At 65.7% G+C, this 20,445-nt stretch carries 16 protein-coding genes; 2 read left to right on the forward strand and 14 right to left on the reverse strand.

All coding sequences use genetic code 11. From position 1 onward, the window contains the following. Positions 1-9 precede the first annotated feature (9 nt). Genes tagF through tssA form a run of 13 tightly spaced genes read right to left on the reverse strand, consistent with a single transcriptional unit; the run spans position 10 to position 16,124 of the window. Complete coding sequence (gene tagF, locus AC4FWB_RS06435; protein ID WP_491025030.1) at positions 10-552, reverse strand: type VI secretion system-associated protein TagF; 543 nt, start codon at positions 550-552, stop codon at positions 10-12. Beyond that, a complete protein-coding gene (tssM, locus tag AC4FWB_RS06440; protein WP_491025031.1) occupies positions 534-4,076 on the reverse strand; it encodes a type VI secretion system membrane subunit TssM in 3,543 nt (1,180 codons plus the stop codon). Before tssM ends, tagF begins: the two co-directional genes overlap by 19 nt. A 1-nt stretch (position 4,077) precedes the next feature. Then, on the reverse strand, positions 4,078-5,406 hold the full coding sequence (gene tssL, locus AC4FWB_RS06445; RefSeq protein WP_491025032.1) for a type VI secretion system protein TssL, long form: 1,329 nt from the start codon (positions 5,404-5,406) through the stop codon (positions 4,078-4,080). A 4-nt stretch (positions 5,407-5,410) separates the two neighbouring features. Further along, positions 5,411-6,745 carry a type VI secretion system baseplate subunit TssK gene (tssK, locus tag AC4FWB_RS06450; RefSeq protein WP_491025033.1) on the reverse strand — a complete coding sequence of 445 codons (1,335 nt, stop codon included), beginning with the start codon at positions 6,743-6,745 and terminating at the stop codon, positions 5,411-5,413. 36 nt (positions 6,746-6,781) lie between these two features. Then, positions 6,782-7,234 (reverse strand): type VI secretion system lipoprotein TssJ, encoded by a 453-nt coding sequence (tssJ, locus tag AC4FWB_RS06455; protein ID WP_292367953.1) that lies wholly within the window; start codon positions 7,232-7,234, stop codon positions 6,782-6,784. A gap of 3 nt (positions 7,235-7,237) precedes the next feature. Next, complete coding sequence (gene tagH / locus AC4FWB_RS06460; protein ID WP_491025034.1) at positions 7,238-8,698, reverse strand: type VI secretion system-associated FHA domain protein TagH; 1,461 nt, start codon at positions 8,696-8,698, stop codon at positions 7,238-7,240. Beyond that, on the reverse strand, positions 8,698-9,759 hold the full coding sequence (gene tssG, locus AC4FWB_RS06465; protein WP_491025036.1) for a type VI secretion system baseplate subunit TssG: 1,062 nt from the start codon (positions 9,757-9,759) through the stop codon (positions 8,698-8,700). The genes tagH and tssG overlap by 1 nt, the downstream gene beginning before the upstream one ends. Beyond that, complete coding sequence (gene tssF / locus AC4FWB_RS06470; protein ID WP_491025037.1) at positions 9,723-11,597, reverse strand: type VI secretion system baseplate subunit TssF; 1,875 nt, start codon at positions 11,595-11,597, stop codon at positions 9,723-9,725. Before tssF ends, tssG begins: the two co-directional genes overlap by 37 nt. 1 nt (position 11,598) lies before the next feature. Next, entirely contained in the window at positions 11,599-12,354 is a 756-nt protein-coding gene (gene tssE, locus AC4FWB_RS06475) for a type VI secretion system baseplate subunit TssE (RefSeq protein ID WP_491025259.1), read from the reverse strand. Further along, a complete protein-coding gene (locus AC4FWB_RS06480; protein WP_126101675.1) occupies positions 12,341-12,823 on the reverse strand; it encodes an Hcp family type VI secretion system effector in 483 nt (160 codons plus the stop codon). Before AC4FWB_RS06480 ends, tssE begins: the two co-directional genes overlap by 14 nt. A 50-nt stretch (positions 12,824-12,873) precedes the next feature. Then, entirely contained in the window at positions 12,874-14,382 is a 1,509-nt protein-coding gene (gene tssC / locus AC4FWB_RS06485) for a type VI secretion system contractile sheath large subunit (protein ID WP_491025039.1), read from the reverse strand. Between the two features lie 3 nt (positions 14,383-14,385). After that, complete coding sequence (gene tssB, locus AC4FWB_RS06490; protein WP_491025040.1) at positions 14,386-14,922, reverse strand: type VI secretion system contractile sheath small subunit; 537 nt, start codon at positions 14,920-14,922, stop codon at positions 14,386-14,388. A 5-nt stretch (positions 14,923-14,927) separates the two neighbouring features. Continuing rightward, positions 14,928-16,124 carry a type VI secretion system protein TssA gene (tssA, locus tag AC4FWB_RS06495; protein ID WP_491025041.1) on the reverse strand — a complete coding sequence of 399 codons (1,197 nt, stop codon included), beginning with the start codon at positions 16,122-16,124 and terminating at the stop codon, positions 14,928-14,930. A gap of 345 nt (positions 16,125-16,469) precedes the next feature. On the opposite strand from tssA, the gene tssH reads away from it, so the two are divergent. Further along, complete coding sequence (tssH, locus tag AC4FWB_RS06500; RefSeq protein WP_491025042.1) at positions 16,470-19,313, forward strand: type VI secretion system ATPase TssH; 2,844 nt, start codon at positions 16,470-16,472, stop codon at positions 19,311-19,313. Positions 19,314-19,600: 287 nt separating this feature from the next. Here tssH and AC4FWB_RS06505 read toward each other — a convergent pair whose 3' ends face one another. After that, positions 19,601-20,062, reverse strand: a complete 462-nt coding sequence (locus AC4FWB_RS06505) for an SRPBCC family protein (RefSeq protein WP_491025043.1) — start codon at positions 20,060-20,062, stop codon at positions 19,601-19,603. Positions 20,063-20,252: 190 nt separating this feature from the next. Here AC4FWB_RS06505 and AC4FWB_RS06510 point away from each other — a divergent pair, with 190 nt between their 5' ends. After that, positions 20,253-20,435: a hypothetical protein gene (locus AC4FWB_RS06510; protein ID WP_491025044.1), complete on the forward strand. Its 183-nt coding sequence runs from the start codon at positions 20,253-20,255 to the stop codon at positions 20,433-20,435. Positions 20,436-20,445: the final 10 nt, after the last annotated feature.

Raw genomic sequence — 20,445 nt, forward strand, 5'->3', positions numbered from 1 at the left:
GTCCCTGCATCAGCTGGTCTCCCAGCTTGCCGCGAAGATCTGCTCCAGCGTCGGCTGCGGCGCTTGCGCATCGACGTCGAAAATATCCGAGTGCGCCGTCCACGCCACGAGGCCGTCGATGACATCGCTCTCGCCGTCGACAGATGGCACGGGCAGGGCGGCCAGCGCCGCGTCGAGCTCGTCGGGCGCCAGCTCGCCGCGCTGCGCGGCCAGGGCGGGGCTCTCGATGCTTTCGAACCATGCATCCGCATAGGCCAACCTGAGCGGTGCCTCCGGGAGCCTTGCGATGACGCTCAATGGAAATTGCCGGCCGACCCTGTCGGCGCTCTGCAGCACGATGCCCGCCGCGGCGCCAAAGGAACCAGGGCCGCTGAGGAAGCGCAAAGCCGTGCTCGTCGGCCAGGCTTCGAGCCCGAACAACGGCACGATATGCTGCGCCAGCCATCGGTCCCAAACGCGCACGAAATCGCCCGGCAGCCGCCGCGTCACGAAATCGCCGGCGGCGGGCATCTTGCCGTAGAAGCCGGGCAGGATCAGATCTGCGGCGGACATGTGAACTTCTTGAACATTTCGAGCGTGTAGGGGTTCTCGACGCTTGCCGCCTTGAGCTCGAAATCGGCATACATGCCTTTCGTGCCGAGGCGTAGGGTGTAGACGTCGGTGAGCTTGGTCCCGGCGAATTTGCCGCCGCGCAGCATTCTCAGCCAGGCCCAGCTGCCGGTTTCGTTGAGCATCACCTCGGGCGAGCCGTCGACCGGCTGGAAGGCGAGCGAGATCACGCCGGTGCCGTCCTTGCCGGGCCACGTCATCGGCTGCGGCCTGGTCGCATTGTTGTAGTAGACGAGGTTCTGGCCATCGAGGTTGAGCGTCACGCGCCCCACATTGGGCGACAGGTCCTTCGGCTCCAGCGTGAAGTTCATCACCGGGCCGGTGCCGCCGGGGAAGAGGTCGTCGCGGATGTGCCTTGCCTGCTCGAACGCCGCCAGCGCCGCCGGGTCGAGGCCGAAATCGGCGCGCCATTTCCAGGGTTGGCTGGCGGTGTCGACATAGTTGATCAGATGGTCGTTGATGAAGGCGTCGATCAGGCCCGCGGGGCCGAAGAGCCGCTGGAAATCGCGCACATTCACGTCCACCGCGCTCTCCGGGCTGAACGGATATCGGTTGTTGAGCGCCGCCTGGCAGAAGGGCAGGATGTCGGCGCGCCAGATGGCGTTGAGCTCGTTGGTGACGGCCTTCTGCGACAGGCCGCTGGTATCGCCGGCAATCCCGCCCAGCCAGTCGTTGATGGGCGAAGGCAGGATCTGCGCCTGCCGGGCCACCGCGCCCGTCAGTTCGGCGAGGCCGCCCTGCTTCTTGATGGCGTCCTGCGGATCGGGATTGGCGGTCACCGTCTGCAGCACGTTGGACAGCGCCGTCAGCGCCACCACGGCGGCATCGAGCGCGGGTGGCTGGCCGTCGACCTCGGCGATCGTGCCCTTGAGCGGCTTGAAGTGCTCGGCAACCAGGCTGCCGGTCATGTCGACCTGATCGGCCGAGCCAGCGCGGGGCAGCAATTTAGCGCCCGTCTTCACCACCTTGCCCAGCTTGCCGAGCTTGCTCAAGAGCTTCGAGCCGGTCTTTGCGGCGGCGCCGCCCTTGTCGTCGGCCGGCGCTTCGTCGGACCGCGTCAGGTCGGTCTCCTGCACCACCGCCGTCAGCAGCCGCTTCAGCGCGGAATCGGCGCTCGAAAGGTCCTTGAGGTTTTCGCTGGCGACATTGAGGTCGGTGAGCGGCGCCAGCCGCATGTCGCGCAGGAAAGAGTCCCACTGCGCGATATAGTCGTCGTAATAGAGTTTTAGAATGTCTTCGGACAGCGCCGACACGGAGGTCTCGGAGTTCTCCGAACAGCCGCCGGCGAACACCGCCCGGTCGAGCGCCGCCTGCGCCGCCACATCCTCGACCCGGTCGAGGACGGCGTCGTGGAAACCGGGATAGGTGAAGGCGCCGGGAACGCCGACGCGCAGCGTCTTGTCGGAGCGGCGCGCGAACACTTTCGCACCGTTCGGTCCGGCGAAATTGGCCGGCACCCATTCCTTCACGGCGGCCACTTCGGGGTCGGCGAGCAACTGCTTGTAGGCGCGCTCCGGCAGCGAGATCGTGCACACCGTCTTCAGCGCCTCGGCGACCAGTTCCTTGTCCGGGGCGATGTAGCTGTCGTCGACCGCCATGCGGCGGATCGCGGCAAGCTGATGCTCCTCGGCATCGGCGGTCGGGAAGGGCGGCGCCGGTGCGAATTCCGGCAGGCTGTTCACCCACCAGTTCTGCACGAAGTCGGTGTCCATCTGCGACAGGCCCGTCATCATGCGATAGGTCTTCAGCGCGCCGAGCATGAAATCCGGATCGCGGATCTGCCGCCACATCGTGGCTTCCAGCAGCGCCACCATATGCGGCTCAAGCACGTTGCGCAGCGCGTGATCGTAGGTATCGGTCTGCGCGCGCACGAGCTCCGCCGAAGAGGTCGGGCCGAGCAGGTTGTGAACCGCGTCCGGCGGCGTGGTGCGCGCCGTCGCCACCGCGTCCATCGCGGCCAGTGCTCCGTCCATCGTCGGCTGCTCCACCGACGCCGGCGTGGCGGCGACTTCCGTGAGGGGCGCCTGCAGCGCCTCGAACTGGCCGGCCTGCTCGGTGATGGCGTTGCGGTTGTCGAGATAGGACCACGTGAACAGCCCGCCGGCAAGCAGGGCGGCCAGCGTGCAAGCTGCGGCCGCGCCGCGCCAGATCCAGGCACGGCGGCGTTGCGCCAGCGGATCGAATGTACCCAAGCCGGCTTCCTTGAAGATGACTTCGGTCAGAAGGTTCCTGAGGAAGAAGCTGCGCTTCTCGACGCGCGGCGTAAGCATCGCCCGGCGCGGCGGCAGGCCGAAGGAGGAGGACAGTGCCGCGGTCAGCCGGTCGATGGGCGCGCCTTCCTGCGTCGCCGACGTCAGATAGAGGCCGCGCAGCCAGGCCGCCTCTTCATAGCGGCTTTCGCCGAACATCGCCTCGATCAGCACCTGGATCGGCTCGGAAAGGCTTGCGAGCTGGGCCGGGAAACGGAAGATTTCCGCGCGGGAGCCAAGCTTGTCCTCGTCCTCCAGGCGTGGCACCAGCCGCCGCTCCAGTTCCGTGGCGAGCGTGGCGAGCTCCTTCTCGATGGTCTTGGCGTCGATGCGCGCGTCGAGCGCGAAGGTCGTGCCCCAGACCTGCTCGCGAGCGGCCGTCGACAAGCCGCCGAAGAAGGCTTCGAACCCTTTGATCAGGTCGGCCTTGGTCAGCATCAGGTAGACGGGAAGGCGGATTTCCAGGCGGTCATTCAGCTCCGCCAGCCGGCGGCGGATCTTGCGGCCATGCGCCTTGATGGCTTCGTCGCCTTCCGAGAGTACGTCGATCGACAGCGCGACGATGACGCCGTTGAGCGCGCGCCGCCCGCGATGCTTCTTCAGAAGATCGAGGAAGCCCAGCCATTCCGTCGCATCGACGTCCGGCTGGCTCTCCTGCTGGACGTAGCGGCCGGCGGTGTCGATCAGCACCGCGTTCTCCGAGAAGAACCAGTCACAATTGCGCGTGCCGCCGACGCCTTGCAGGTCGTCGGTGAGGTCGATCGGGAAGTTGAGACCGGATTGCCGCAGCGCCGTCGTCTTGCCGGTGGCCGGCGGTCCGACGATCACATACCACGGCATCTCGCGCAGGAATTTTCTGCCGCCGAGCTTGCGCCGCTTGAGCTCGGCCATGACCTCGCCGAACTTGGCGCCGACCGCCGCGACGCTCTCCTCGCCGGGGGTGAGTTGCTTTTCCTGGACGGGCGCCGCGATCTCGGCGACGAACATGCGGTTGGCGCGGATCGCGCGGCGTTGGGCGACGATCACCCAGATCAGCCACAGAATGATAAGCCCGGCGATGATGGCGATGCGCACATTGTCGGATTCGAACGGTGCATAAGGGCCGACCTGAACGATCGGGCCGAACACCCAGATCAGCAGCGAAAGCAGCGCGATGCCGATCAGCGTCCAAAGGAAGCGCGAGGTCAGCACGGCCCAGAGGAAGCGCAGGATGAACATCTCAGAGTCTCTTCTCGACCAGCACCTCGACGCGCCGGTTGAGCGCGCGGCCCTGACGCGTAGAGTTGTCGGCGACTGGATCGGTATCGGCGCGGCCTTCGGAATGGATGCGCTCCTGCGGCACGCCGGCCTGAACCAGAAGATTGGCTATGGTCTCGGCGCGGGCTTCCGACAGCCGCTGGTTGGACGCAAGCGGGTTGGATTTCTGCAGGCGCACATTGTCGGTATGGCCGACGACGGTGATGTTTCCGATCAGCTCCTGATTGGCGAGGATCACCTTGGCGATCGACTCCACCAGCGGTTCGTAACCTTGCGTGAGCGTTGGCCGCGACGACTGGAACAGCTCGGGGTTGGAAGACTGGATGACCAGCTTGGCAAGCGACACGCTCTCGGTGCCACTGAGCGCTCCCTTGAGGCTGTCCGGCGCCTCGGCCTTGAATTCCGGCAGCAGGGCAAAATCGACCGGCTGCGGCGGTTCCGGTTCGGGTGCATCGGGCTTGGGCGCGGCGCGGGTGACGTCGCCCCGCTGGGGAGGCGGCAGCGTACGCACCAGCGCGGTAAGCTCGACCGCCTGGCTGCTCAGCCCCATCGACAAGCCGATGTAAGCAGCGGCAGCGATCACCACCGCCGCCAGCGCCATCACCCAGATCGGCACGATGAAGCGCTGCGGCTCGTCTGAGGCGATCACGCCCTTCCAGTGCGGCGACAGCGGCGCGTCCTCGGCGTCGGCATTGCGCAGGAAGCGGGCCGCCGCCACACGAACAGCGTTGAGCGAGCGGTCGCCGGCGCGGCCGGGCACGCGATATTTGCCGCGGAAGCCGAGCGCTAGGCAGTAATATTGCAGCTCCAGCATTTCACGGTCGCGGTTCGGGTGCCGCTCCAGCTCGTCGAGGCGCGAGAAGAACTGTGTGCCGGCATCCACGTCGCCGCGCAGCATGACGACCAGCGGCTGGCGCGGCCACGCGCTGGCGCCGCCCCACGGCGTGTTGAGCGCGAGGTCGTCGAGTAGCGCCGCCACCGCCCAGGCGGCCTGGTCGGCCCGCTCCAGCGAGGATCCGGCCGCCATCGCGGCATCGCGCGCCCGGACCAGCTCGTCGAGCAGCCTCGTGCGCATCACTTCCGGGTTCTCGGGCGCCAGCGCGCTTTCGAGCTCGGGCGCGAATTCGAGCAGCGGCGCGAATGTGTTGATCAGTATGTTGGGATGGGCGCGCGCCAGCTTCACCGGCGCGATTGGCGTCAGCGGCGCCATCGGCCGCGGCGCGGCACCCGTCAGCCTGATGCGCGTGCGTTCGCGATCCTCCGACAGTCCGAAAGGATCATCCCGGCTCATGGCCTCACCTGTTCACCGAATAGCAGTCAACCTGCGGCTCGCTCGGCAGGACACCGGAAACGCCGATGACGAAGCCGGGGGCGTCGAGCAGCGAGGCCCAATGCTCGCTCTTCTGGTCCAGCTCCAGGCACAGCCGGTCGCCGTCATAGGGGATTTCGCGCGGCTGCGAATGCAGCGGCTTCAGCGGAATGCCGGGCAGGCGCGACTTCCACAGGCCCTCGAATTGGTCGGCGGCGCCGACGGTCGCCTGGTTGACGAAGATCTTGCGCAGCGCGTCTTCCGACAGCTCGGAGCCGACGCGGATGACGATACGGCTGGCTACCAGAAGCTTCGGATTGTCGATGCGCACCTTCCAGACATTGGTCGCGTGCCGCATGACCGGCAGGGCGCGCGATTTCGGCTCTATGTAGCGCAGGCTGAGGATCAGTGAGCGCAAGGCATCCGCCAGCGCCATATAGGCCGGGCCGGGCGCCATGTGGTCATAGGCCGGCAGCTCGCCGAGCCGGCGCGAGCTGGAGCCATAGGTCGCCATCTCGCCGGCGAGGCCGGCAAGCTCGAGATAGAGCTCGGCCGGATGGAAGACGTCCTGCGCCAGCATATGCGCAAGCCGCGGCTTGGCCGCGTTGGCGAGGTGGAGCATCAACAGGTCCTCGACGCTACGGCCGGGTCCGCCCATCACCATCTTGCCATGCGCCTCGGCGATCTGGTCGAGGCCGGTGACGACCTCCTGCAGCAGTTGCCGGTACCAGGCGACGGCGCCGGTGATCAGCGTCGGCGGCAGGAAGCTCTCGTCGAGCGAGACCCCGCCGTCGGCGCGAATGCCCTTGATGTCGGCGATCGGCAGCGCGGTATAGCCGCCGACCGATTTGCCGGGTGCGAGCAGCACCGCCTGCGGCCGGGCGATCTCGATCTCTTCCGGATCGGCACCGCCCTGGACGGCATCGCGCACCGAGACGATCTTGCCGTGATACCGAGCGCCGGTCGACGCGGCATGCGCCGGATCGAAACCAACCCCGCCGGGCGGCTCGAGCGGCAGCGCGACCAGCACCGACCCGGCGCCGGTGTCGGCCGTGACCGGCAGTGGCTTCGGCGCGTCCATCAACTCCGGAATGGCAAAGGGCGTGCCGTCCGGGAAGATGCCCCGGGCCGACACGATGGAGACCTGGCCGGCGTCGAGCAGCGACTGGTCGAGCGTTAGCTGCTGGAAGCCGAATGTATGGAGCTGGCCGGCCTGCAACGCGCCGCGCACCATCGCCTCGAAGAACCGGTCCTGCTGCTGGAAATGCTGGGTCCTCAAGAAGAGCCCCTCGGACCACAGCACCCTGTTTGCGTCGCTCATGCCGTTACTCTCTGCACTGCCGTCTGTTGTCTCGCGTCAGGCGGAAATGCCGCCGCTGCCGAGGCCGACGTTGATGGTGAATTTCGACCCCGGCGATACCGACTTGGTCGTGCGCCAGTTCCGTCCGCCGGGCTCGCGGATGAGCGCGACGAAGCCGAGTGCCGTCGCGTTCGGCTCGACCGTGATGGTCTTGGCCGCGGTCTTCCCCGGCGCGACGGAGATGGTGTCGGATCCGATGAGATCGGCGCCGAGCGCCGAGCCCGCATCGCCCTGCAGCGCGAAATAGTCGGCCGAATTGAACTTGCCGGTGCTGGCAAGCCGCATCACCAGCACGGTCACCGGCCGATCGCCGCCGCCCGGTCCCGGATTCATGCCGGCGCCACCGGTCACATTGACCGAGATAACCGATGGTTTCGGCGGGCCGCTCTGGCAAGCCGCAAGCAGCCCCGTCGCGCCGAGGGCAACGATGAATTCGCGTCGATCGATCATGTCCTACTCCTCTTCGTAAGCATCCCTGAAGTCCGCGCCGATCTCGCCCAGGAAGCTCGATTCCGCGCTTTGGGCGATGTCGCGATGGCGTTTCTGGTAAAGCTCCCACAGCTTGGCGTTGCGCCCGCCTGCAAGAAGGTTGCCGATCGCGGAATTGGATTTGAGTTCTTCCTCGATCGCTGCCGGATCGAAGCGGTCGATCATGCGCCGCAGCGCCGCCTGCACGCCGCGCCAGGCGCGCACATGGTGCTGCGCGAGATCCTTCACCGCATCGGAGATCGCCGCCTCGCCGGAAAGAAAGCCCGGGCTGCGCTCGGAGATGATGGTGACGATGACGTCCTCGACCGTCGGCAGGAATTTGAGCGGATTGACTTCCGAGGCCCCGACCATCGTCTGGGCGACACGTGCGCTGCCCTTTTCCTCGGCGCGCTTGCGCAGAAGCTGCATCAGGCCATCGAGCATCAGCCGGTATTCGCGGCCGAATTTCTCCATTTCGGCGACGGCGTCGCGCCCGGGGAAATCGGCTTCCTCGACGCCCATGCCGCGCAGGAACGCGGCGCGCAGCGCCATCTCCGTCGCAGGTGCCGCGTGTGCCGGGCGGGATGGTTTGGGAGCAGGGGCGGAGCGCGGCGGATGAGGAGGCTCGACCGCTTGGCTCGGCATATCCCAGGGATGAGCGGCCTGCGGCTTCTCGGCTTGTCGTTCGCGCTGATCGACGGAGCCCGTGCCGTTGCTTTGAGCAGGCGTCGACGCCGGCCCGAACCCGAAATCGTCGTCGAAGCCGGCCGATTTCGGCGCGGACTCCGCTGTGCCGCCACGAGACGGCATCTCATCGAAACCGAATGGATCCGACGGGCCGGGCGCTGCGGCATCGTTGGGTGCCGGTGTCGCCACCGGGTCCAGGCTGAACGGGTCGTCGAAGGCGGGCGAGCTGCGCTGGTTCGAGGCGCGGTCGTAGGCGCCGGGCGCGGGCTGCTCGAACGGGTCCGGCAGGTCGGCCGGACGCGGCCGCCGCGGCTCTTCCTCGACCTTGGCCGAGAAGAAGTCGTCGCCGCCGATGCTGGGCGGCGTTCGCGCTTCCGGCGACGACCATTGAGGTGTGGAATGATTGGCTGCCGGCGCCTGACCGACCGACGTCTGGTTCGCTTTGGACTGGACCTCGACATAAAGCACGTAGTCGCCCATGCGGAGCCGCATGCCGCTTTGCAGCCGCGTCGACCGGCCGGCGCCGAGCGGGCTGTCGGAATCGTCGATGAACAGCCCGCTGCTCGACGTGTCGGTGACGAAGTAGCCGTCGCGGCCGCCGCTGATCTTGCAATGCGCGCGCGAGACGAACATGTCCGGATCGTCGATCTGCCAGCCGGCATCGGCGCTGCGGCCGATCACCAGCTCGCCCTCGTCAAGCCTGGTCTGTCTCACCACCTGGGAGCGTGGACCCTGTTCGAGCGTCAGCAGCAGGCTCATCAGGCTGCCTCCGCCATTTCCGGCCGCCAGCCGACGATGGTGCGCAGCTTGAGGTCGTCGGCGTCTCCCTTCTCGGCGGGGCGCGCAAGCCACGAGGTTCGGCCGAGCTGGACGGTTCCGATCTTCGGCGGCGGCACGGCGTCGCGCGCAAGCACGATGCGCAAATCGACGTCGAGCGCTTCGCCGATCATGTCGCGCACCGCTTTCTTGAACAGGGCAAGGCGCCGCTCGCCGGGCAGGAATGACTTGAAGTCGTCGAGGCTGAGCGGGCCGACGCGCAATTCGATCCGGCTCTGGCGGCTGAAGACGCGCGGGCCGATCGTGGCGCCGCGCCCGAGCGCGGCATAAGCCTTGCCGACGCGGCTCTGCAGCGCCACCGGAATAGTGATCCACGCGGCGACGAATTCCTTGATCTCTACCGGCACCTTGAAGGCTGTGGCGAGGAACAGCGTCAGTCGCTCCGCGCCGTCGACCTGGTTGGCGAGCGATCCGGCCTGGCGCAGCCGCACCGTGTCGAGCTCGGGATCCTGGGTGCCGGGAAGCCCGATCCCCGCCATCGCTTCCAGCATGGCGCGGACGCGTCCGCCGACGGAACGTTCGACCTGCACCGCCGGATGCGCATCGGCCCAGGCGCGATAGTAAAGCGCGATCATCCGATGCTGGAGGATGTTGACGAAGTCGACGAAGGTCGTGTCGCTGGTCTGCTCGGCATCGGCGCCGCTGAACCAGCGCTGCGACAGCCGGTCGAGCACCCAGCGCGTCAGGTGCAGCGGCATCGGTCCCTCAGGTCCGAGCAGCCCGAGATTGGCGACGGTCACCCGCGCCGGAGCCTTTTCGCCCGCCTCCTGGAACTTGACCACGTCCCTGGCCGAAAAGCTCAAGCGCACATGCTGGCCGAGCCGCGCCGGTTCGCGATTGGCCTGGCCAGAATAGCCGAACAGCCCGCCCCGCTGCTCCAACCGGCGCAGCAGCTCGAAGAAGTCGAAGCCCTCCGACAGCGCGGCTTCGCTCGGGGCAGGCTTCGCTAGATCAGGTAGCGATTGCCGGGCGTCATCGGCCATGGCACATCCTCCTGCTTCTGCAGCAGTCGCGTGCGCGTCCGCACGAAACCGTTTATTCCGGCATGGCGGGCAAACAGCCGCGCGAGCAGGGCCGAAAGCAGCAGCGTGCTTTGCCCCGCCAGCACCGACTGGTCGACATGCAGCGTCACCTCCGTGCCCCGTCCGAAGCACATCGGACCGTCGATCTGCAGCCGTTCGATGACCGGGCGCGAGTCGATGCGAGTGATCGAATGGACGTTGCGGGCAAGGCCCGGATCGCCACGGTCGGCATAGAGGTCGAGCAGCGCGTGCAGCGGGTCGACGCCGCGGCCTTCCTTGGCGAGGCTCAGGAAGTTGAGCGAGAGCTGCGCCACCAGCCGCCAGGCGAGATTGTCGGCGCGGGATTCGCCTTCGGCGCCCGCCGGCAGCGAAGCCGGGATCGCCGGCTGCGGCGGCCGCAATGCGCCGAGCAGCCTGACCGCTTCGACCGGGTCGGCAGTCTCCAATGTCAGCGTCGGCGTGTCGTCGAGGATCGGCAGGTCGCGGTTGGTGCAGAGCGCCATGATGTCGAGGCGCTTGAGCGGCCGGTTCGCCGGGCTCCCCGTGGGGCGCGAGACCGCGAGGAACACGTCGTCGCCCGTATAGGAGGTGCGGGTCAGGCCGTCGCGCCGCTCGTCTTCGGTGGCCCGGCGCGGGCGCCGCTCGGTCGAATAGACCCAGCCGCTGCCACGGTTCTGCCCCAGGCTGAACAGCTCGGGGATCACGGCATCGCTGCCTTCGGCGTCGGCATCCTCGACCCGGGTGACGCGAAAAATCTCGAAATCGCGCGCCCGCGTCCGGTCGGCGTGCACTACCTGACGCGTCCTGCGCGGGTCGATCTCGATGACGTTGCATTCCCGCTCGAAGAGATTGATGAGCGGCGTTACGAAGAGTTCGAAATCGGCCGGCGTCACATCGGCGAGCTCCGGCACCGGACGCCGGAACAGGAAGATGATCTCGATGCCTGCATCGCATTTGCGCACCACCGGCTGCAGGCCGGCGATCCGCACATAGTGGAAGCGTTCGGGGATCATGAAATATTCGCGCAGCAGCCGGTATCCTTCGAAGGTCGGGCGGGTCCGCGGCATCAATGCCTCGTCGTCGCGGATGCCGACCATTTCGGGCGCGGGCAGAGCCGAGAGCGGATTGGTCTTGCCTTCGACCCGCGCGCCGACGGCCGAGCAGGCGCCGAAAATCGCGTCGAAGATGAGCGGCGCCTTGGTACGTCCGGCGAAATAGAGGTCGAGACGGTCGAGCGACAGTTCGCTGAGCTTGCCCTTTCCGGTTCGGGCGAGTGCGATGCGAAAGGCCGCTTCGCCGCGCACGCCGCCGATCGGCGCGATGCCGGCTGCGGCCAGCGCGCTGCGATCCTGGAAATAGCTGACCGAGGTGACCGCGATCGGCCACAGCGTGACTTCCTGCGCGGTGGTGAAGGTTGAGCGCGTCGAAAGCCCCGGATGCAGGCTGGAGACCAGTCGCGTGCCGCGCGCGACCGCATGGCCCGCGATCATCGACTGCACCTGCTGGCCGGGTTTCAGCACCGCCATCGCCGTTGCCGGCGCCGGCGTGACCAGGTCTGGGTAAAGGACGTCGAGCACGGCGCGCGAGAAGCGCGAGCGTTCGGCGTCGACCTTCAGCCGCGTGCGCGCGGCAAGGAAGGCCACGCCGTCGAGCAGCCGTTCGACATAGGGGTCGGGGCAAGGGACGGTGTCGAGGGAAAGGTTGCGGGCGACCGCCGGATGCATGTCGGCGAATTCCGCGGCCAGCGCGCGCAGATGGGTCAGTTCCTCTTCGTAATATTCCACGAAGACCCGATCCATCTCAGGTCTCCCTGAATTCGGTTCGCGCCAGACCGTTGTCGAGATTGATCGTGGTGCGCAGCCGCATGCGTTCCGGCGTCGGCGTCATGATCAGCACGGCGTCGATCTCGATCTTCAGACCGAAGCTTTTGTCGCCGAGGGTGACGTTGACGGACGTGGCGCTCTCCTTGAGACGCGGCTCGAAGGTGGCAAGCACCGAGCGGATCTCACGCGCCAGCACATCGCGGTCGAAGTCCCGCGACGAGCGGCCGGAGAAGGACGGCACACCATAATTGATCACGCTGCGCCGCACTTCCGGGAAATCGGCCAGCGACGGCAATTCGTCCAATTCCAGTTCCTGCTCGGCATCGGAAAGCAGCGGCATGGACTCGAAGCGCTCGGTGTTGAACAAGGCCTCGATGTCGCGGCGAACGGCTTCCCTGAGCACCCGCGCCGAAACCACCACGCCGCGGCTTTCGATCTCGGCGCGATGCTCGGTCTGGAAGATCAGCCGCTGCAGGCGCCGCTTCTGGTCGGGCGTGAGTTCCGCATCGGCATCGATGGCCCGGGCGCTTGCGGCAAGAAGAGCCTCGACGCGCTCGGCGCCGAGTTCTTCCTGCAACTGCCGGCGCAACCCGTCGATCTCCGAAGTCAGGCCGGGCAGGTCGTTGACGAGGCGGTCCCAGAGGGAGGGCTGGACCGCCTCGCGCTTTGCCCGCGAACTGCCGGCAAGCTGCGCCTTGTTCGCGCCGGGCCGTTTGGCCTCACTTGCCGACATAGACATCCATTTCGATCTCGTCGTCCTTGTCATAGACGAACTTGATCTTCTTGTAGGCGAAGCTGACTTCTTCCTCGATCAGGTCGGCCTCGTCGGCGGCCTGCCGCATGTCGTATTCCATGATCGAGGCATCGGTGAGCGTCACGACCAGATAGTCGCTGGTCTCGCCGTCGATGGTGCGGCGCGCCGAAAACACCACTTCATCGAGCGCCTTGTTCTCGAACAGCGCCTTCTTCAGGTAGGGAGAAGACTTGTCGTAATGCTTGATGAATTTGATCATTCCCATCGACACGCGACCGCGCCGCGACAGCGAATTGGGATCGTAGGGCGCGACCATCTTGTAGTCGACCCCATGGATTTCGATCTCGTCTTCATGGCCGTCGCGCTTGCTTGGGCCCTTGATGTCCGGCACTTTCAAAAAACCATCGATCTTCGTCGAAGGCCCATCGGTTCTCACTGTTGTCGGCATTGTCTTTCTCCACCGCTTTCAAACGAAACAAGGTGACTTTGCTTACGATTTCAGCCCTTCACTGACGGCAGTTCCGATACCAGCCGGAGCGAGGCGTTGATGCCTTCCAGCTGGTAGTGCGGACGCAGATAGAAACGGGCATTGTAGTAACCGGGCCGGCCTTCGACACTGTCGACCTGGACCTCGGCCGCGGCAAGCGGGCGCTTGGCGCGCGCCTTGTCGTCGGCAAAGGCTGGATTGGCCAGCACGTACCGGTTGATCCATTCGGTCAACCAGATCTGCATGTCGGTGCGTTCCTTGAACGAGCCGATCTTGTCGCGCGCAATCGCCTTGAGGTAGTGCGCGAAACGGGACACCGGGAAAAGATAGGGCAGGTTGGCGCTGAGCCGTTCGTTCGACTGCGCGTCGGGATCGACCAGGCGGCCGGCGCGCGTCTCGTCGTCCTGCAATGAATGCGCGCCGATGAAGGCGGCAAGGTCGGTGTTCTTGCGGTGCAGGATCGGCATCAGGCCGAGCTTGGCCAATTCAGCCTCGCGCCGGTCGTCGATGGCGACCTCCGTCGGGCATTTCATCGCGATCGATCCGTCGTCGGTCGGGAAGGCATGGACCGGCAGGTTGAGCACAGTGCCGCCGTTTTCGACGCCGCGGATCTGCGTGCCCCAGCCATAAAGCTTGTGGCTGCGGTTGATGTTGACGCCCATTGGGAAGGCGGCGTTCATCCAGACATATTTGTTGTGGTCGCCGCCCACCTCTTCCTCGAAGGTGAAGCCCTTCACCGGCACCGTCTCCGTCCCGTAGGGGAGCCGTGCCAGCACGCGCGGCATTGTGAGGCCGATATAGCGGGCGTCCTCGCTCTCGCGTAGCGACTGCCACGAGGCATAGGCCGGGTTGTTCACTATCATCTGCAGGTCTTGCGGGTTCGGCAGCTCCTGCCAGCTGTCCATGCGGAACAGGCGCGGCGAGGCGGCGGCGATGAACGGCGTGTGCGCGGAGGCGCACACGCCCGAAATGTTGCGCAGCAGGCCGACGTCGCGCGGATGGTTCGAGAATTCGTAGGCGCCGATGATGCAGCCGATAGGCTCGCCGCCCAGCATCGAATACTCGTCCGTGTAGACTTTCTTGAAGATCGGGCTCTGGTCCCACATCTGGCCTTCATAGTCTTCGAGGGTGTCGGCCAGCTGCTCCTTGGAGATATTCATCACCCGGATCTTGAGATGCTTCGCATCCGTCTCGGTGTTGTTGATGAGATACCAGAGACCGCGCCAGGTGCCTTCCATCTCCCGCACTTCCGGCGCGTGCATGATCTCGTTGACCTGCGTCGTCAGCATCTTGTCGATGCCGGCGATCAGCGACTTGATCGACTTGATGGCATTGGACGAGATCGTCGTGGTCTCGGAGCGCGACTGCGCTGCGAGCGCAAGGTTGCGCACCAGCTGTTGCAGCTTTTCGCTGTCGTCCTTCTTGACCTTGAAATCCTTTTCCAGGAGTCCGCTGAATTCACCGAGGTCTATTGCTTCCGCCTCGGCGGTGGCGGCTGCGGCTTTTTGCTGTTCGGCCATGACTTACTCCTCGCCCTTGCCGTCATCCATCGCCTGGCTGGCGATCCTGCTCAGCAGCGGCTCATTGTTCAGAAGCTGCGCGATGCGCTTTTCGGCGTCGACGCGGCCGTCCATGAAGCCGAGCAGCTCCTCGAGCTGACGGCGCATCTTGAGGATCTCGGCCAGTTGCGGAACCTGTTCGGCGACCTTGTCCGGCGCGAAATCGCCCATCTTGGCGAAGGTGAGGTCGACCGCGAGCTCCTCGTCACGCTCGGCGCCTTCGGCTTGCGGCAGCGTGTTCTTCACCCTTGCCTTCACGCGCGGCCCCATGGCCTCCATGAATTTGGGGAAGCGATTGGCGTCGGTTTCGACGAAGTTGCGGTCCAGAACCGACTTCACCGCTTCCTTGGTCTGTGAAGCGCCGGAAAGATCGGCCATCACGGCCATGACGAACGGCAGTTCGATCGTCGTCGGGCTGCCGTAGGTCTCAACGTCGTAGGCGATCTGCACGCGCGGCGCGCGGTTTCTTTCGATGACCTTCGCTTTGCTCTCTGCTGGCATGCTTGTTACCTTTCATCCTTCTGGGCCGGCTTCTTGGGATCGGGGACACCGGCAAGCTGCCGGAATTCCTTCAGCCCCGACGGGGCGAGATCTTCCATCAGTTCGACGAAATCCATGTGCACCATGCGGCGCACGCGGCGGGCGAGATGCGGTATCGGGCTGGACGGCTCGGTACGGTCATAGAAGGCGACGACGAGGTCGAGACATCTGACGACATCGTCGCGCGAGGTGATCCGGTCGGGCAGTCTGGCGCCCGGTTCAGCATGGCTTGCGACACTTGCCATCGCTTCGGCTCCTGTTCCTTCGGCTCCCTCGGCTTGATAACCGTTTCGGGCTGGCGCAGCCGGTTCCGCCGGCTGGTGAGCTGGCTTTGCGGCCCCGTTCGCAGCAGTGCTGGCGGCCGAATTCCGCTCCAGCGTCGTCAGCAAACGCTGCAGGAACCGTTTCAATTCCGGGATGGTGGGGCCATTGCCGTCGATGCGCATGTTGAGAGCGGCGTCGACCTCGTCGAGGGCGGCGATGGCCGCGCGGGCGTCGGCGAGCAGCGACGCCATCGCGTCGCCGGCCTGGTCGATCTGTGCCGCGCAGCCGCTGCGCACCCGGTTCAAGAGCTGGCTGTGAGCGCTCGCCAACGCCGCTTTTTCGGATGCGCCCAGTCCGGAAGCCGCTTCCTGCAGCATGACGCGCTCGTCGAGCGCGCCCTGTTCGAGATCGCGTCCGCTGATCGGTCCGACCTGGCGCGGCGAAAAGAAGATCGTCTCGCGCAGGTTCGCCAGCAGGCCTTCCTGGCCGTTCTGGAGATCCAGCAGCGCATTGATGCGGCGCAGGGCAGCGTCGCGCTGCGCCGCGTTCGGCCGCAATGCCGGATGCATCGTGTCCCAATGCTGGTCGAAGGTCCTGGCGATCAGCGTCAGACCCTGCGCCAGGCCGGCCAGCCCTTCTTCGTTGGCGAGGGCGCGCGCGACGATGACCAGCAGGCGCAAGTCCCGGCCGCGGGCGCGCAGCTCTTCCGCTTTTTCGAGGACGGCCGCCCAATCGACCGGGCTGGATTGCGAGGTAGGCTTGTTGGTGCCGTCATGGACGACTTTGACCTGGGGTTCGGTCAAGCGCTCCAGCTCGTGGAAGGCTGGGTCGTTGCGCAAGTCCTCTCCCGACGGATTCTCACCGTTCAGAGGATTCAGCCAGAGTGCGAGATCAATCACACTAACCCCCAGCCAGCGGCCCTGAGACCCCTATGTGACGCGACGTTATCACACGGTCTCACTCTACCACAATTGAGCAGCCGCTCAAAAACTAACGGAAGCTAAACGCGACCGTCTTCTTCGGCGAAACCCATTGCGCGATTGCCGGGCCCGGTATGTGAAATGGCTCGCATAGCCCGGACGGTAATCCGGTGTTTGTTGGATGAGTTTGCAAGGCTTGTGTAACCGGGCGGTGCGGCCCGGATGGATCCAAACGCCTTATCCGTCACACGGCCCATCACACGGCTTTGTCAAGCCGCCGCTTATATGGCAGGGTACGGTCGGCAGATTGCGGGAGCAGGTTCGATGGAACAGCGCCGGTCATCGCAGAGCTTCAAGCGTAAGGAACTGGTTGCCAAGCTCAATGCCACGGGGGTGCGAGCCTTCAAGGCCGCGGCCGACACGGCCAAGCTGCGCGGCAACCCCTATGTCGAGCTCGTCCATTTCATCCAGCAACTGGTGCTGTCGGAGCGCTCGGATGTGCAGATGATCGTCGCCGATGCCGGGCTGGATGTCAGCCGGCTGACGGCCGACATGACCCGTGCCATCGACAAGCTGCCTTACGGCGCCACCTCGGTGGAGGAATTCTCCGACCACATCTTCCACGCCATCCAGGAAGGCTGGAACCTGGCCACGCTGGAGTTTGGTGTGGAGGAGGTGCGCAGCGCCCACATCCTGCTTGCCTGCCTGAAGACGCCCGTGCTGGAAGGCTTGGTATCCAAGATCAGCGCCGAGTTCGACAAGATCGACGCCGACGGGGTCATTTCCCGCTTCGCCGATGTCACCGAAGGCTCGCTCGAAGCCGGCTCACCTCCCGCCGCGGCTGCTGCCGAGACGCCGATGAAGCGCGGTCCGGGCGGGGATTCGGCGCTGGCGAAATATGCCACCGACCTCACCCAACGCGGCCGCGACGGCAAGATCGACCCGGTCGTCGGCCGCGATCCCGAGATCCGGCAGATCGTCGATATCCTGATGCGACGCCGGCAAAACAACCCGATCCTTACCGGCGAGGCCGGCGTCGGCAAGACGGCGGTGGTCGAGGGATTTGCGCTCCGCATTTCCCAGGGCGACGTGCCGCCGACGTTGCAGAATGTCAGCGTGCGCATGCTCGATGTCGGGCTGATGCAGGCGGGCGCCAGCGTCAAGGGCGAGTTCGAGAAGCGGCTGAAGGCGGTGATCGACGAGGTCCAGGCCTCCGAGGTGCCGATCATCCTGTTCATCGACGAGGCACACACGCTGATCGGCGCCGGGGGTGCTGCGGGAACCGGCGATGCGGCCAATCTCTTGAAGCCGGCGCTGGCGCGCGGCGAGCTCCGCACCGTCGCCGCCACGACCTGGGCCGAATACAAGCAGCACATCGAAAAGGACCCGGCGCTGACCCGCCGCTTCCAGGTGGTGAAGATCGACGAGCCGTCGGAAGCTGTGGCCGTGCTGATGCTGCGCGGCGTCGCCGGCGTGCTGGAGCAGCACCACAAGGTGCAGATACTGGACGAGGCGATCGAAGCGGCGGTTGCGCTTTCGCATCGCTACATCCCGGCGCGACAATTGCCGGACAAGGCGGTCAGCCTGCTCGACACCGCCTGCGCCCGCGTCGCCATCTCGCAGCATGCGACGCCGGCCGAGGTCGAGGATATTCTGCGCCGCCGGCAGGCGCTGGAAGTGGAGAGCGGCATCATCGGCCGCGAGGCGGCGATCGGCATCGATGTCGCCGATCGGCAGGCCAGGGTCGACGCCGGGCTGGCGGAAACCGAGACCACTTTGGCTGCCGCCCAGGCACGCTGGGATCGGGAAAAGGCGCTGGTGGCCGAGATACTCGACCTGCGCGCCAAATTGCGCGGCGAAGGCGTGCCGCTCGATGCGGCGGCGGCCGAGGAGGCGGGTGAGGAAACCGCTGGGGCCGAGCCGGCCGGGTCCGAAGCTTCCAAGGCAAAGGCGCCTGAGAGCAAGGCGGCTGACGCCAAGCCCGTGAAATCCAAAGGCTCGAAAGGCAAGGCAACCAAGGCCGAAGCGGCCAAAACCGAGGCGCCTGTCGCAGAGGCAATTGCCGAGGGATGGGTGGGTTCCGCCACCGATCTCGCGCGGCTGCGCGAATTGATGGCGGAACTCGCCGCGGCGCAGGGCGAGACGCCGCTGATCCTGCCTTCGGTCGACCGCAACGCAGTGGCGGCTGTGGTGCAGGACTGGACCGGCATCCCGACCGGACGCATGCTGTCCAGCCAGACCGAGAAGGCCCTCAGGCTCGCCGCCACCCTGTCCGAGCGCGTGGTCGGCCAGGATCATGCGATGGAGATGATCGCCAAGCGCGTGCAGACCAGCCGCGCCGGCCTCGGCGCCCCGGAAAAGCCGGTGGGTGTGTTCCTGCTCTGCGGCCCGTCCGGCGTCGGCAAGACCGAGACCGCGCTGGCGCTGGCCGAGACGCTCTATGGCGGCGAGCAGAATCTGATCTCGATCAACATGTCCGAATTCCAGGAAGCGCACACCGTCTCGACGCTGAAGGGTGCCCCTCCCGGCTATGTCGGCTACGGCAAGGGCGGCATCCTCACCGAGGCGGTCCGCCGAAAGCCCTATTCGGTGATCCTGCTCGACGAGGTCGAGAAAGCGCATCCGGACGTGCACGAGATATTCTTCCAGGTCTTCGACAAGGGCATGATGGATGACAGCGAGGGCCGGCGCATCGACTTCAAGAACACGCTGATCCTGCTCACTTCCAATGTCGGCTCCGACGTCATCATGGAGCGCACGAAGAATGGGACGGTGCGGACCGGGATCGACGATCTCGACACCGCACTTCGCGCTCCGCTGCTGAAAGTGTTCCCCGCGGCGTTCCTCGGCCGCGTGGTGACAATCCCCTACTATCCGCTGTCGGATTCGATGATCGAGGCGATCGCGCGGCACCAGTTTGCCAAGATCGCACGCCGCCTCAGGGCAACCAACGACGCCGAGCTGGTCATCGGCGACGGTGTCATGGACCTGGTCAAGGCGCGCTGCACCGAGATCGAGTCCGGCGGCCGCATGATCGACGCCATCCTTACCAACACGCTGCTGCCGGAACTGAGCCGCGGCGTGCTCAATCGCTCGCTCGAGGGGCAGAAGATGACGAAGGTAACGGTAGGCGCCTCGGCGGAAGGATTTACCTATTCCTTCGAGTAGCCAGTCTGGAATGTCGTTTGGATCAGTTCAGCGTTTCACGGAAACGCTGAACTCCTCTTGCCAAGCCTTCGGCGGCGAGCGCTTCTTGTATCTTTGGACGCGCGGCAGCGCGGGCCATGAAGGCAGGCAGGCCGGGATGGGTCGCGAGATTAATCATAAGGACAAGTAGCTGTTCTGGCGCAAGCAGCCGGCCGGCGCGCCATTCGCCGGGCGGCGTTGGTGATCTCCGCCGGTCTGCCGCTCGTCTGGAGCGGGCATCGCGGGCGAAGCCGGGCGCTTGGCTCGCCTTATGCGGCGGGCGCGTCGAGTTCGATCAGATCGGTCTTGCCATTTTCAATCAACTGCCTGAGGCTGCCTTGGATCAAGGCGGTCCAGGCGTCGGAGCAGGTGTCGTAGCACTCGACCACAGGCCTGAGGCCGACATGGGTGAACACCACCTCGGTCTTGTCGCCCCTGCGCGCAATGTCGAACACGATCGTCGTGCCGGCCCACTCCGTCTTGTCCTCGACGAAGTTGAGCGTGCCTTCGAGCACTTGCCAAGTGACGCGCTTGCCGGGAACCAGCTCGGTCACCTGCTGCTTGGAGTAATGTATGTCCTTGTAACGATAGTCGAAGACATCGCCGAGCTTGCTAGTGCCGCCCTCGAACTTGCCGCTCCACCACGCGCGTGGGGCGTTGATGGCCGCGAAGGCTGCCTCGGGGCTCTGATCCACCGTGAATGAGGTGGTGAAGTTCTTGTCGCCAGTCATGTGCTTCTCCATTGAAGACAGCCGCAGCGGTGGAGACAGGCATGTCTGCCGCCCGGGTGGTTCATCGAATGTCCAGCCGCATATCGGCCGTAAGTCAGGGTAGGACCGGGTGCCGGAAGAGGGAGAGTAACAAGTGTGGCGGGATTGCAATGGAACTCGCCGATCACCGCCGGGAACCGTTAGGAGTTCTGTGCGCGAAGCCGGTTTCGTCACGGTGCAACCGCGTCACCTCGCCCACGACTGGATCGACGGATTCCGTGTTGCCGACGTCATGACCTTCGTCAAACTGGCTGCCATCCTGGAGCCGTCCTGCCGGCTGCGCCAGGCAAAATCCGGCGCCATGTCACATTGGCGGGTGCCTCGCTCGTCTTGAGGTCGGAACC

The organism is Mesorhizobium sp. LEGMi-168a (genome assembly GCF_058312955.1).

Bases quoted from the DNA above. Each gene is read 5' to 3' on its own strand.
- tagF (WP_491025030.1), bottom strand. From the start codon at position 552: ATGTCCGCCGCAGATCTGATCCTGCCCGGCTTCTACGGCAAGATGCCC.
- tssE (WP_491025259.1), bottom strand. From the start codon at position 12,354: ATGTCGGCAAGTGAGGCCAAACGGCCCGGCGCGAACAAGGCGCAGCTT.
- tssL (WP_491025032.1), bottom strand. From the start codon at position 5,406: ATGAGCCGGGATGATCCTTTCGGACTGTCGGAGGATCGCGAACGCACG.
- AC4FWB_RS06480 (WP_126101675.1), bottom strand. From the start codon at position 12,823: ATGCCGACAACAGTGAGAACCGATGGGCCTTCGACGAAGATCGATGGT.
- tssG (WP_491025036.1), bottom strand. From the start codon at position 9,759: ATGGCCGATGACGCCCGGCAATCGCTACCTGATCTAGCGAAGCCTGCC.
- tssH (WP_491025042.1), top strand. From the start codon at position 16,470: ATGGAACAGCGCCGGTCATCGCAGAGCTTCAAGCGTAAGGAACTGGTT.
- tssK (WP_491025033.1), bottom strand. From the start codon at position 6,745: ATGAGCGACGCAAACAGGGTGCTGTGGTCCGAGGGGCTCTTCTTGAGG.
- AC4FWB_RS06505 (WP_491025043.1), bottom strand. From the start codon at position 20,062: ATGACTGGCGACAAGAACTTCACCACCTCATTCACGGTGGATCAGAGC.
- tssB (WP_491025040.1), bottom strand. From the start codon at position 14,922: ATGCCAGCAGAGAGCAAAGCGAAGGTCATCGAAAGAAACCGCGCGCCG.
- tagH (WP_491025034.1), bottom strand. From the start codon at position 8,698: ATGAGCCTGCTGCTGACGCTCGAACAGGGTCCACGCTCCCAGGTGGTG.
- tssF (WP_491025037.1), bottom strand. From the start codon at position 11,597: ATGGATCGGGTCTTCGTGGAATATTACGAAGAGGAACTGACCCATCTG.
- tssC (WP_491025039.1), bottom strand. From the start codon at position 14,382: ATGGCCGAACAGCAAAAAGCCGCAGCCGCCACCGCCGAGGCGGAAGCA.
- tssM (WP_491025031.1), bottom strand. From the start codon at position 4,076: ATGTTCATCCTGCGCTTCCTCTGGGCCGTGCTGACCTCGCGCTTCCTT.
- tssJ (WP_292367953.1), bottom strand. From the start codon at position 7,234: ATGATCGATCGACGCGAATTCATCGTTGCCCTCGGCGCGACGGGGCTG.